5 protein-coding genes are annotated in these 13,800 nt (G+C 63.9%); 4 read left to right on the top strand and 1 reads right to left on the bottom strand.

What is annotated here, in order from left to right; translation table 11 throughout:
• The first annotated feature begins 58 nt into the window (after positions 1-58).
• Both LIX93_RS25850 and LIX93_RS25845 read left to right on the top strand, forming a co-directional pair.
• The gene (locus tag LIX93_RS25850) at positions 59-868 is read left to right on the top strand and encodes a helix-turn-helix transcriptional regulator (RefSeq protein ID WP_226506897.1); all 810 of its coding nucleotides are present in this window, start codon (positions 59-61) and stop codon (positions 866-868) included.
• A 96-nt stretch (positions 869-964) separates the two neighbouring features.
• Positions 965-2,374, top strand: coding sequence for an NAD-dependent succinate-semialdehyde dehydrogenase (locus LIX93_RS25845; RefSeq protein WP_226506896.1), 1,410 nt, complete (start codon positions 965-967; stop codon positions 2,372-2,374).
• Between the two features lie 100 nt (positions 2,375-2,474).
• Here LIX93_RS25845 and LIX93_RS25840 read toward each other — a convergent pair whose 3' ends face one another.
• Positions 2,475-3,431: a WD40 repeat domain-containing protein gene (locus LIX93_RS25840; RefSeq protein ID WP_226506895.1), complete on the bottom strand. Its 957-nt coding sequence runs from the start codon at positions 3,429-3,431 to the stop codon at positions 2,475-2,477.
• A 230-nt stretch (positions 3,432-3,661) separates the two neighbouring features.
• Here LIX93_RS25840 and LIX93_RS25835 point away from each other — a divergent pair, with 230 nt between their 5' ends.
• Together LIX93_RS25835 and LIX93_RS25830 are read left to right on the top strand one after the other, a co-directional pair.
• Positions 3,662-5,374 carry a ShlB/FhaC/HecB family hemolysin secretion/activation protein gene (locus LIX93_RS25835; RefSeq protein ID WP_226506894.1) on the top strand — a complete coding sequence of 571 codons (1,713 nt, stop codon included), beginning with the start codon at positions 3,662-3,664 and terminating at the stop codon, positions 5,372-5,374.
• Between the two features lie 21 nt (positions 5,375-5,395).
• A partial coding sequence (locus tag LIX93_RS25830) for a filamentous hemagglutinin N-terminal domain-containing protein (RefSeq protein ID WP_226506893.1) occupies positions 5,396-13,800 on the top strand: 8,405 nt, incomplete at its 3' end.

Raw genomic sequence — 13,800 nt, 5'->3', positions numbered from 1 at the left:
TCGTGCCGCTGCTGGCGCCTTATGATCACCGCACGAAAACTTCGCGCAAGAGTGATTTATGGCAAACAGGCCATCTGTAGAGCAGCGCCGCGAGTTCGGCAAGTTTCTCACCAGCCGACGCGCCCGTCTCGATCCAAAGGACTTCGGCCTTCCTGAAGGGCCGCGGCGCACGCCCGGCTTGCGTCGCGAGGAAGTGGCCGTACTGGCCGGGGTCAGCGTCAGTTGGTACACCTGGCTTGAACAGGGGCGTGATATTCAACCTTCGCCCGATGCGCTGCGGCGCATCTCCACCGTGCTCAAGCTCGACCGCGTCGAATCCGCGCATCTTTATGCGCTGTCCGCGCTGGAGGCGCCCACCGCGGCGACAGGCGGTGGAGTGACCGCGGGTCTGGAGATGCTGGTGCAAGCCATTAATCCGATCCCGGCCTATGTGCGCAATGCCCGACTCGACATCCTGGCCTGGAACGACGCGATCGCCGACTTGTTCGTCGACTACGGTTCGCTGCAACCGCATGAGCGCAACACCCTGCGGCTGCTGTTCCTCTATCCGCCTTACCGGACCGTGATCCTGGAATGGGAGCAGATGGCCCGCGGCATGATCAGCGCCTTTCGTGCGGCCCGGGCGCAGGCCTTGGACAAAGCGCCGTTCGACAGCCTGGTTGAAGAGCTGTCGGCGCAGAGTCCGGAGTTTCGCGAATGGTGGCAAGACACCGACGTCAAAGGCTTCGAAGAAGGGCGCAAGCGTTTGCTGCACCCCATCAGTGGCTACATCGATTTCACCTATGTGGCCCTTACGCCGGAAGGGCGGCCGGACCTGTCGCTGGTCACCTACATCCCTCGCCATACTGCCTATGACCCGCAGTCATAGGATAACAACACGCCTTCCTGGCATTCTCGGGTGTACCTAAAGTGGCGGTCATCGCAGCGCAAACAGGGCTGGCGTACCGTCAACGAGGTGATACCGATGAGCAACTTGAACGCAGCATCCAACCATGCCCCCGTGGCCACGTCGCGTAACCCGGCAACCGGTGAGCTGATCGCCACGTATTCGTTTCAGACGCCCAGTGAAGTCGAGCAACTGCTCGATGTGAACGCCGCCGCCTTCCGCCTGTGGCGTGCCACCCCGATGCACGAACGAGTGGCGGCCTATCGGCGCCTGGCCGCTATCCTGCGAGAGCGCGCGCAACCCCTGGCCACGCTGATCACCGCCGAAATGGGCAAGACCCTGCTATCGGCGCGGGGAGAGGTGGAGAAATGCGCCGCCACCCTTGAGTGGGTGGCCGAGCATGGCCCGGCGATTCTGGCCGATGAGCCGGTCAAGGTTGAGGGGGACGATCAGGTGCATGTTTCTTTCCTGCCGATCGGTACCGTGCTGGCGGTCATGCCCTGGAACTTCCCGCTGTGGCAGGTGATTCGCGCCTCGGCGCCCATCATGCTGTCCGGCAATGGCTTCATGCTCAAGCACGCCCCCAACGTCATGGGCTCGGCTTACGCCTTGCAGGACGCCTATGAAGCGGCCGGTTTCCCCAAGGGCTTGTTCGTCAATCTGGTGGCTGACAACGATACCGTGGCCCGCACCATCGAAGACCCACGCATCGCCGCCGTGACGCTGACCGGCAGCATGCGCGCCGGTGCTGCGGTAGCCGGCACCGCCGCACGGGCTCTGAAGAAAAGCCTGCTGGAGCTCGGTGGCTCCGACGCCTTTATCGTACTGGCCGACGCCAATATCGACCTGGCGGTGAAAGCAGCCGTCGAAGCGCGGTTCCAGAATGCCGGCCAGGTGTGCCTGGCGGCCAAGCGCTTCATTGTCGAGCAACCGATTGCGCAGGCATTCACGCGCAAGTTCGTGGCTGCCGTCAGCCAGCTGACAGTCGGTGATCCGCTGGACAGCGCTATCAACCTTGGCCCGATGGCCCGTGCCGATTTGCGCGATGAACTCGATGGGCAAGTGCAGCGCACCCTGGCCGCCGGTGCGAGCTTGTTGCTGGGGGGGCACAAGCTTGAAGGCCCGGGCAATTTCTATGCGCCGACGGTGCTGGGTGACGTTCAGCCTGGCATGGCGGCCTTCGATGAAGAGACCTTCGGGCCGGTCGCGGCCATTACTGTGGCCGACACTGCGGAACACGCCATCGCCCTGGCTAATACCAGTGATTACGGGTTGGGCGGCAGCCTCTGGACCCAAGACCTGGGCCGCGCGCAACGCATCGCCCGGCGCCTGGAAACCGGTGGGGTATTCATCAACGGCTACCCGGCCACCAACGCGCGTATACCGGTGGGGGGCGTGAAGAAGAGTGGTTATGGGCGTGAACTCTCGCACTTTGGATTGCGCGAGTTCACCAATGCGCAGGCTGTCTGGGCCAAGAGTATTGTCTGACGCCCATTGAGAGTTCGGCCTGCGTCTGACGCCTGCCTCGGGGCGTACCGCTCAGCGCGGTACGCCCCGCTTTGGTGTCAGAGATCACGAGTGTTCATGCTCAGCGCTCGAAGTACGCCAGAATTTCGCACCCCTGACCCACCGGTACATGGCCGAGGGTTTTGCGCTTGGCGATGTCGATCACGCTGACGGTAGCGTCGTTTTCATTGGCTACCAGCAGGTAGTCCTGGGCGGGGCTGAAGCAACCGTCCAGCGGCTTGTCACCGAGTTCAGCGTTGAACAGCCATTGCAGATGTTCATCGAAAAAGCTCACCACCGGATCGAAGTCGCCGATGACCGCCAGCAGCCGGCCGTCTGGACTGAAGCGCACCACCTGTCCAGGGCGCTGATGCCCGGGCAATTCGATCGAGTGAAACACGCGGCGCTCCGTGGTATCGACCGCGTAGATCACTGGCCGGTCTGCGTCCGAGGCGATCACCCAGGGCCGCAGGGGCGAGGCATCGATGCCATTCAACGGGCCGGGCATCGCCAGGGTGGCCGCCACCTGGCCGGTGTTGCCGTGCACGTCGATGGCGTACAACTGGCCGCCTTCCTCGCTTTCAGCCCATACCTGATCGGCATGCGGCAGCGGGATCAGCCTGTGCACGTTGTTCGATGGGACCTCGATGTGCCCGACTACCTTGTCCTGGCTGGGGTCGATGACGATGACCGTCGCGCTATTTTCACAGCACAGGTAGACCTTGCCATCGCGGCCCAGGCGCCCGGTATGGGGCGACAGAAACGGCAGGGTGTCGATAAACCCGGTCAGGCTGCGGCTGTCGAGATCGATCACCGCGACCTGGTGGTTCGGGTGAGGGTTGTCACCGTGCACGCCGTCGCCATAGATGGGCACGTAGGCTTTGCGCTGCTGCTGGATGATCAGCAGTTCGTGGGGCCGAGCGGGCAAACCGGTGATGGCCGCGCGCACTGCCAGATTCCCAGGGTCGAGAAACAGCACCTGCTGGCCCTGCTTATCGACGGCAATGATTTCCTGTGTGGGGCTGTGGTGGAGGTTCATTGATGCGCTCCTGTACTCAAGGTCAAAAAAGCTCTCGATGTGTGGGTGGAGAGCCTTCGCGGGGCTTAAGTTCCGCTGGATTCGTACAGTCCGAGCGCGCAGGGGCGGTGTTCGATGAACACTGAGTTTTCTTTAATTTGACGTCAGAATGATGGCACATCAATATCGCGCCCTTTCGAAATGTAAGCAAATGTAACGAATTGCTTAACGGTATTTAAGGACGCGATTTCATGTGGTCAAGGACGCCCGCCGCCAGGCTAGGTTTCATGTTGTGCCTGGCCGTTGCCATGCCTTTGGCAAGCGCTGCCACGAGCCCTAGCCCGGGCGATCAGGACTTGATCCGCGACCGCCAGGACCGCCTGCTCGAAGAGCAGCGCAAGCGTCTTGATGACCTGCAGAACCTGCCCGCGCCCAGCCCGCAACAGGCTGCCCCTGCGGCGCCCGCGAGCAGCCGTTGTTTCCAGATCGATACCATTGAATTGCAAGGCGCCGACCACCTGACGGCCACCGATCGCGAGCGTCTGCTGGCGCCATTTCTGCATCAGTGCCTGGGAGTGGCGCAGCTCAACGACCTGCTCAAGACTCTCACCGACCGCTACATCGCTCTGGGCCTGGTGACCAGCCGCGCCTATCTGCCACCTCAGGACTTGTCCAAAGGCCACCTGATGGTGCAAGTGATCGAAGGCCACCTGCAAAGTCTTGCGCCCGGCCAGGGCAGCGGCCTTTCACAGCGCGAGTTGAACATGGGCTTCCCGGGCCATGCCGGCGAGGTGCTCAACCTGCGCGAAATCGAGCAACTGGTCGATCAGCTCAACCGCTTGCCCTCCAACCAGGCGCAAATGGCCCTGGTGCCGGGCCAAACCGCAGGCAGCAGCGATGTGCAGGTCAACAACGCGCCGCAGAAGCCCTGGCGGGTCTCGGTGTCGCACAGCAACGACGGGCAGAAGAGCACGGGCGCCCAGCAATGGGGTTCGCGGCTGGAGTGGGACAACCCGCTGGGCCTCGCCGATCAACTGAGCCTCAACGGCGGGGAGGACGCGCACCCCGACGATCCGCACAACAGCCACAACGCCGGCCTCAACTACAATGTGCCGCTGGGGTGGTGGAACTTCACCTACAGCTACAACCAGAGCGACTATCGCTCGCTGGCGCAAGCGAACGGGTTCGACTTCAAGCAAAGCGGTGACAGTGCGACGAATCAGTTCAAGGCCGAGCGGGTGATCTATCGCGATGCCCTGAGCAAGACGTCCCTGAGCCTGGGGCTCTCGCACCTGGTCACCAACAACTACGTGGCGGGCAGCCGTCTCGAGGGCAGCAGCAACCGCATCACCGAGCTGCAATACGGCATCAACCACGGTCGGCGCATCGGCGGCGCGTTTCTCAACCTGGACCTGGGCCTGCAGCAAGGCATCGGCGCCCTGGATGCGCAGGGCGACCATGACCCAGGCCCGGCCGACCCCACCGCCCGCTACCGCAAATACACCGCCACGGTCAGCTACCTGCAACCGTTCAAGCTGTGGGGCGAGTCGTTCAGCTTCACTAGCCTGGCCACCGGGCAGCATAGCGAAGACGTGCTGTTCAGTTCCCAGCGCATGAACCTCGGCGGCGAGTCTTCGATCCGCGGCTACAAGGACCAGAACCTCTCCGGTGACAGCGGCGGCTACTGGCGCAACGACCTGCGCTGGAGCCGCCCTGTGGCCTGGGGCTGGTTGCAGCCGGTGTTCAGCGAGTACGGCAGCGACATCGGCTACGACCAGGGCGTGATCAGCAACGGAGCCCACGCCGGTAGTGAACACGGCCGCGTATCCAGCGATTCGCTCGAGCTGTTCGCCCGCGGCCAGCACCTGAACCTCAGCGTCACCCTGGCCCATTCGCTGGAGCGCCCCGCGGTGCTCGGCGACGGCGAAGCCCCGGTGTACGTGCGCCTCGAATTCCTTCTTTAAAAACGCTTGCGAGACCCTGACATGGACGTACGCCAACTGGCCTTTCTGGCTCGCCAACCCTCGGCCGCTCTGCAGCCTCGCGAGCGCTTCTGGGGCATGCCCAAGCGCGGCCTGGCGGTGCTGTTGGTCAACGCGCTGTTCTGGCAACCGTTGTGGGCCCAGGCCGGTGGCATCGCCGTCAGCGGGCAGGGCACCACCCTGGGCGCGGCGGGCAATGGCGTGCCCATCGTCAACATCGCCGCGCCCAATGCCAGTGGCCTGTCGCACAACCAGTTCGGCGACTACAACGTCGGCACTCAGGGTGTGATCCTCAACAACGCCACCGCCAGCACGCAAAGCACTCAGCTGGGCGGCATCATCGTCGGTAACGGCAACCTCAAGGGCAAGGCCGCCAGCACCATCCTCAACGAGGTGACCGGCACCAACCGCAGCCAGCTCAATGGCTACACCGAAGTGGCCGGCCAGGCCGCCCATGTGATCGTCGCCAATCCCTATGGCATCACCTGCAATGGCTGCGGCTTCATCAACACGCCGCGTGCCACCCTGACCACCGGCAAACCGGTGCTCGACGCCAGCGGGCGCCTCGACCACTACCAGGTGGACGGCGGCGACGTGGCGATCGAAGGCGCAGGCATCAATGTCGGTAACATCGACGGCTTTGAGGTCATTACCCGCTCGGCGCACATCAACGCGCAGATCAACGCCAACCAGCTGAGCGTGATCGCGGGCCGCAACGATGTCGACGCCACGACATTGCAGGCCACGGCCCGCGCCGACGATGGCAGCGCCAAGCCTGCGCTGGCGATCGATTCAACGGCGCTGGGTGGCATGTATGCCGGTGCCATCAAACTGGTGGGCACCGAGCAAGGGGTCGGGGTGAACCTGGTCGGCAACCTGGCGGCCAGCGCCGGCGACATCGAACTGGACGCCAACGGCCACCTCAGTGTCGCGCAGACCGCCGCCAGCGGCGCAGTCACGGTCAACGCCCAGAGCTTGACCACCCAGGGCCCGGTGTATGCCGGCAGCCACCTGGACGTGAGCACCACCGGCGACATCACCAACAGCCAGAGCCTCGCCGCCCGCGACAGCATCAGCCTGAGCAGCGGCGGCCAGTTGACCAACAGCGGCATCATCGAAGCCGGGGTCAATGCCGACAACAGCCGTAACGGCAGCGCGGATTTGCATATCAGCGCCCAGAACCTGACCAACGCTGGCAGTGTGGTCGCCAACCGCGACCTGACGGTGCAAGTGACGCAGGCGATCAACAACCAGGGCCACGGCCTCAGTGCCAAGGGCAATCTCACCCTGACCGGCCAGCAACTGAACAACGGGCAGGCAGGGCTGATCAGCGCGGGCCAGGCGTTGACGGCCAACGTCGATCACATCGACAACCGCAGCGGCGAGCTGTCCACCGGGGGCACCCTGACGGTGCACGGCAGCGGCCTGGACAACAGCAACGGCGTGATCACCGCCGACGGGGCTGCCACGCTCAGCACCGGCACGCTGAACAATACTCAGGGCCAACTGACCAGTACCGCTACGCTCGACCTGACCGCCGGCCAGGTGATCAACACCGGCCGCATCGCCAGTAACGGTGCTCTTGACGCCAGCGTCAGCGGGCTTGATCAACACGGTGGCAAGCTGTTCAGCGCCAGCAGCCTGAGCCTGGACCTCAATGGCGGCCACCTCGACAATAGCGGTGGCCTGATCAACGCCAGCACTGGGCTGGTCCTGAAAAACCTCGCCGATGTGGTCAACCGCAATGGCGAAATCTCCAGCCATCAAGCCTTCGCCCTCAATGCCAGCAGCCTGGATAACACCGGCGGCAAGCTGATCAGCGATCAGGCATTGACGCTGTACATCGCCCAGGCGCTGAGCAACGTGACGGGGGTGGTTTCCGCCAACGGGCTGGATATCGCCAGCGCCAGCCTGGACAACAGCAACGGTCAGATCGCCAGCCAGCGCGATATCCATACCCAGGTCGACGCGCTGACCAACCACAACGGCGAGATCACCGCACAAAGCACCTTGACCTTGGCCGGCAACAGCCTGGACAACAGCCAGAATGGCTGGCTGGGCTCGGCCGGCACCCTGAGCAGCAGCGTCGCCAGCGTGAATAACCAGGGCGGCGAGCTGTCCAGCCAAAGTGACATCCTGCTCAGTGGCAACCAACTCGACAACTCCCACAGCGGCCAGGTCCTGGCCTCGCAGCGGCTGCTGTCTACCGTGCAACGGCTGCTGAATAACACTCAGGGCCTGTTGTCGGGACACACCTCGGTCAGCCTGAACGGTACGGCGCTCGACAACAGCAATGGTCAGGTCAAAACCCAAGGCGACCTGCTGCTGGCGTTCAACGGCGACCTCACCAACACCCAGGGCCTGCTGAGCAGCGAGGGGCTACTGACCGCCAGCGCTGGCAGCCTGGCCAACCGCTTGGGCAGCCTGTCCAGTGCCGGGCAACTGAGCCTGACTACTCTCGGCGCTATAGATAACGAGGGTGGCCAACTGGTCACCGATGGCGGCCTCGACCTGCACAGCGCCAGCCTTGACAACAGCCACAGCGGTACCGTCAGTGCCAGTGCGGCGATGTCGATCCACACCGGTGCCCTCGACAACCATCACGCCGGCAGCATCAGCGGCGGCGACACTCTGGCCCTGAGCGCTGGGCAAGTCAGCAACGGTGATGGCGGCAAGCTCGCCAGCCAGAATGCCTTCACCGCCAGCGTCACCGGTCTGGATCAACCGGGCGGCAAGCTGTTCAGCAACAGCGCCCTGACCCTGGACCTCAACCATGGCACCCTGAACAACCAGAGCGGCCTGCTCACCGCACCGGTGCTGGTGCTGAAGAACCTTGCCGCGGTGGACAACACTGGCGGTGAAATCTCCAGCGCCCAGGCGTTCAACCTGAACGCCGACAGCCTGGTCAACGACAACGGCAAACTGCTTTCCAACCAGGCGCTGACCGTCGCGGTCAACCACGCTCTCAGCAACCTCAACGGCACCATTGCGGCCGCGGCCCTGCAAGTGCAAGCCGCCAGCCTCAACAACGCTGGCGGTACGCTGAGCAGCCAAGGCGATCTGGCCGTCACCCTCAGTGGGGCGCTCGACAACCACAACCTGGGCCTGATCGATGCCGCTGGCAACCTCGCCATCAATGCCGCTGCCATCGACAACAGCGCGGGTGGCAACCTGCTGGGCAGCGCCATCGCTCTAGACTTCGGTGCCGCGACGGGCGACCTGAACAACGCCAGCGGCCTGATCACCACCACCGGCCAACTGACCCTCCAGCACCTGCGCGACCTCAACAACCAGAAGGGCGAGCTCTCCAGCAGCGAAAGCGTCACCCTGAGCGCGCGCAATGTCGACAACACCAACGGCCAGTTGATCAGCAACAACCTGCTGGCGCTGACCGCCAACAGCCTGCTCAACCCCGGCGGCCTGGTCTCTGGTTGGCAGGGCGTGATGGTCACCGCCGCCAGCCTCGACAACCGCAACAGCGGCACAGTGTCCAGCCGCTATGGCGACGTGACAGTCAGCGTGCAGGGCGACCTGCTCAACGGCACCAACGGTGCGCTGGTCAGCCAAGGCGCGCTCAGCGTCAACGCCGCCAATCTCGACAACAGCGCCGGGATCCTCTCCAGCGGCGGCGGGCAGAGCCTCAGTGTCGCCAACCTGCTGAACAACGGCCAAGGTGGCCTGATCGACAGCGGCGCGGGCCTGACCCTACAGGCCATGAGCCTGAGCAACACCGCGGGCACCATCAACGCGCAAAATGCCTTTGGCTTTACCGGTACCGACTTCGACAACACCCGTGGCAGCGTGGCCACCAACGGCAGCGGCACCCTCAACCTGCTGGGCGTGCTCACCAACACCAGCGGCAAGCTCGCCACCGGTGCCGACCTGCTGATCCAGGGCGCGACTCAGGTCGACAACCACAACGGCCAACTGGTCAGCCAAACCTTGCTGACCCTGCTCACCGGCGGCTTCGACAATAGCCAGGCCGGTACCCTGGCGGCCAACGGCACGCTGAATGTCACCGCCACCGGTGCCGTACAGAACAACGCCAACGGCCTGATCTACAGCCAGACCGCCGACGTCAATCTGCACGCCGCTAACCTGGCCAACAGCCAAGGCACCTTGCAAAGCCAGACGGCCTTGAACCTCACCGTCAGCGGCGACATCGACAACCAGAGCGGCACCGTGCTCGCCCAGGCGGGAGACCTGACCGTCAACGCCGCCAATCTCGACAGCCGTGGCGGCACTTTGGCCAGCCAGCAGGGCGCCTTCACCGCGCAGCTGACAGGCGCGCTGAAAAACGGCTACGACCTGAGCAACAACAGCAAGAAGGGCAATATCCAGGCGCAACGCCTCAACCTCACCAGCGCCAGCCTCGACAACGATGGCGGGCGCATCGCCGCTCAAGGCGGCGACGCGGTCATCAGCACCGGCGACTTCAACAACCAGAACGCCGGTCTCTATGCCAGCGGCAAGGTCCAGGTCACGGCCCACGACTTCGACAACAGCGGCGCTGCCGACGGCCAGATCGGCGGCCAGCAGATCGACCTGAGCCTTAGTGGTGCGCTGAACAACCAGACCGGCATCATTGAAAGTTCCGGCACCCTGAGCGTCGCCGCCGCCAGCATCAACAACGCCAACGGCAAATTGCGCGCGCTGGGCACCCGCGGCACCACCCTGTTCAACGTCAGCGGCTTGCTAGACAACAGCAACGGCACTTTGGAGACCGCCAACCAGGACCTGACTCTCAACCTTGGCAGCTTCAACAACCTCAACGGCAGCCTGTTGCACGTCGGTACCGGCACCTTCGCCATCGCCCCCGCCAACCTCGCCAATATCGGCGGCAGCCTGGTTACCAACGGCAGCCTGACCATCAATGCCGACAACTGGACCAACAGCAGCGTCATCCAGGCCGGCGACCTGACCGTCAACGTCAACACCCTCAATCAGACAGCCAGCGGTCAACTGCTCGGCAGCCGCCAAATCACCGGCACAGGTGGCAATTGGAGCAACGACGGCTTGCTGGCCAGCAACGGCGGCCTGGGGCTGACCCTGAACGGTAGCTATGGCGGCAACGGCCGGCTCACTAGTGTTGGCGATCTGCACCTCAGTGCGGCGCAGGTCAACCTGCCCAGCGCCGCCAGCATCGAAGGCGGCGCCAACACCACCGTCAATGTCTCCGGGCAGTTGAGCACCGCCGGTCGCTTGACCGCGGGCGCGACGCTGACCGTGAACGCCGGGGGCGTCGACAACGAAGGCACTTTGGGCAGCGGCACCGGGCTGATCGTTACCACGGGCGCGCTGGTCAACAACCAGGGCTTGATCTTCAGTGGCGGCGACATGAGCTTGCGCGTCGCCTCACTCACCAACAGCTACGCCAACATCTACAGCCTCGGCAAGCTGAGCCTCGATCGCGACGGGCAGGGCGGCCTGGCTGACAGCCTGATGAACAGCTCGGGCACGATTCAGAGCGACGGCGACATGACTTTGAATGTCAGCGCTTTGGACAATCAGCGCGCGGTGCTGGTGGTCAACGATGCAGGGAAATACACCGCCGAGATCGTGCAAGTCAGTTGCTACAAGTACCTGAATAACAACACCGCCGATTGCGACGGCTCCAAGCAGAACGCCGTGTTCGAAATCACCGAGCGCGACAAGCTTGAGGTCACCGCCAGCAGCGTTGCCTCGTCGATTTCGGCAGGCGGCAATCTGAACATCGTTGGCGGTCAAGTGAACAACGCCAGCAGCACCATCAGCGCTGGCCAGAATCTGTACGCCAGCGCCGATAGCCTGACCAACCAGGGCGTCGTCACCGGCGATACGCAAAACTTCCGGGTTTTCGAGACCGAGCGGTCCGAACACAGGTCCGGCTGGGCCAATGACGCCACGCAATTTACGCAAAAGTATTGGATCGACAGCGCCGGCTATGACCCGAGCGACTTGAGCGGCCTGGATGCCGCTCTCAGCGACTTCATCGCTCACGATACCCAAAAGGAATTGACGTACCTGGCGCAGACCACCCAACTGGCGTCGAGCAACCAGGACTACGCGGCGGTCATTCAGGCGGGTGGCAGTGTCAACATCACCGCTGCCAACCAGATCAACAACAGTGTCACCCGCGTAGGCTATGACTACGTCGGCGCCGGACCACGTACCAACACCGATGCGGCAGGCTCCGCGTTCGCGACCCACGTGTCGCTGAACCAGCAACTGCCGCCCGACCTGGCCCAAAAGGCAGTCGATCCGGTATCGCTCCCAGGCTTCACCCTGCCCACCGGCCAGAACGGTCTGTTCCGCCTCAGCGGCACCGGCAGCAGTACCGCGAGCAGCAGTACTGCTAGCTGGTCGCTGGGCGGTACCCAACTGACCACCAGCCAACACCAGGCCGCCACCAGCGCCGGCCAGGCGCCTGCGGTGCCGGTGAGTGGCACTACCGCCAGCACCATCAGCGGTGCACAGACGCCAAGCGCCAGCACCACCAGCATCGCTCGCGTGCAAGGGGTACCGGACACCAGCGCCCAGTCGCAACCGCAGAAATACCTGATCGAAACCAACCCCGCGCTCACCAACCTCAAGCAGTTCATGAGCTCGGACTACATGCTTGCCGCGCTGGGCTACGATCCCGACACCAGCGCCAAGCGCCTGGGCGACGGTCTCTATGAACAGACCCTGGTCGACCAGGCCATCGTCGCCCGCACCGGCGCGCGCTTCATCGACGGCCAGACCAGCGATACCGCGCAGTTCAAATACCTGATGGACAACGGCATCGCCGCCCAGCAGCAACTGAACCTCAGCGTCGGCACCGCCTTGTCCTCCGAGCAAGTCGCGGCCCTGACCCATGACATCGTGTGGATGCAGAGCGAAGTGGTCGACGGCCAGACCGTCCTCGTGCCCGTGCTCTACCTGGCCAACGCCAACAACCGCCTGGCCGCCAACGGCGCGCTGATACAAGGCACCGACGTCAACCTGATTGCCGGCAGCGACCTGAGCAACGCCGGCACCCTCAAAGCCACCGGCAGCCTCTCGGCGATCGCCGGCAACAACCTGGTCAACAGCGGCGTGGTGCAGGCCGACAGCCGCCTCGACCTGCTGGCCGGCAACAACCTCACCAACACCGCTGGCGGCATTATCGCCGGGCGCGATGTGAGCCTGACTGCCGTCGACGGCGATGTCAGCAACGAGCGCAGCATCACCACCCACCAAAGCGCCCTGGGCTCGGCCACCGAGCGCACCGACCTGGTCGACAGCGCCGCCCGCGTCGAAGCGGCCGGTAGCCTGACCATCAATGCCGGGCGCGACGTCAACAACACCGGCGGCGTGCTCAGCAGCGGCACCGGCACCACGATCACGGCCGGGCGCGACGTCAATATCGTCGCCGCACAAGCGATCGATGCGAGTACACGGACCAGCAAGTTCACGCGCTCCACTACCACGCAGGACAGCGCCAGCGTCACGGCCGGTGGTGATCTGAGTATCACCGCCGGGCGGGATCTGGCGGTGACAGCGAGCCAACTGGCGGCGGGTGGAAACGTTGCGTTGTCGGCGACGGACAACGTCAGTGTGTCGGCGGCGGCGAATGAGGCGCACAGCTATACCGCGAGCAGCCACAAGAAGTGGCAGAACGATGACGTTACCCAGGTGGCGAGCACGGTCACTGCGGGTGGCAGCGTCGCCGTCGGCGCCGGCCAGGACCTGACCCTCACCTCAAGCAACGTCACCGCTGGCACCGACGCGTATCTCTACGCCGGTGACAAGCTGCAGATGCTTGCCGCGCAAGACAGCAGCTACTCGCTGTACGACATGAAGAAAAAGGGCAGCTTCGGCAGCAAGAAACTGCAGCACGACGAAGTCACTCAAACCACCAACGTCGGCAGCAGCGTCACCACCGGCGGCAACCTGACCCTGGCCAGCAACGGCGACCAGCTGTACCAGGCCGCCAAGCTCAACAGCGGCAACGACCTGACCGTTGCCAGTGGCGGCGCCATCACCTTCGAGGGCGTCAAGGACCTGGATCAGGAAACCCACACCAAAAGCAGTTCGAACCTCGCCTGGACCAGTGCCAAAGGCAAAGGCAACACCGACGAGACCCTGCAACAAACCGAGATGGTCGCTCGTGGCAAGACGGTGATCACAGCCGTCAACGGCTTGAATATCGACGTCAAGCAGATCGACAAGCAGACCGTCAGCCAGGTGATCGACACCATGGTGGCGGCGGATCCGAAGCTGGCGTGGCTGAAAGATGCCGAGGCGCGGGGTGATGTGAACTGGCAGCAGGTGAAGGAGGTTCATGACTCCTTCAAGTACAGCTCCCACGGCTTGGGTGCGGGCGCCGAAATCATTCTGGCCATTGCCATGACTCTGGCCATGGGACCGGCAGGTCTTGGCATGGGTACGGTGAGCGCAGCAGGTGC

The organism is Pseudomonas sp. MWU16-30317, assembly GCF_020515695.1.
Lineage (GTDB): Bacteria > Pseudomonadota > Gammaproteobacteria > Pseudomonadales > Pseudomonadaceae > Aquipseudomonas.
Note: the sequence above shows the minus strand (reverse complement) of the source record. Positions and strands in the feature narration are given on the sequence as shown.

Bases quoted from the DNA above. Each gene is read 5' to 3' on its own strand.
- LIX93_RS25845 (WP_226506896.1), top strand. From the start codon at position 965: ATGAGCAACTTGAACGCAGCATCCAACCATGCCCCCGTGGCCACGTCG.
- LIX93_RS25835 (WP_226506894.1), top strand. From the start codon at position 3,662: ATGTGGTCAAGGACGCCCGCCGCCAGGCTAGGTTTCATGTTGTGCCTG.
- LIX93_RS25850 (WP_226506897.1), top strand. From the start codon at position 59: ATGGCAAACAGGCCATCTGTAGAGCAGCGCCGCGAGTTCGGCAAGTTT.
- LIX93_RS25840 (WP_226506895.1), bottom strand. From the start codon at position 3,431: ATGAACCTCCACCACAGCCCCACACAGGAAATCATTGCCGTCGATAAG.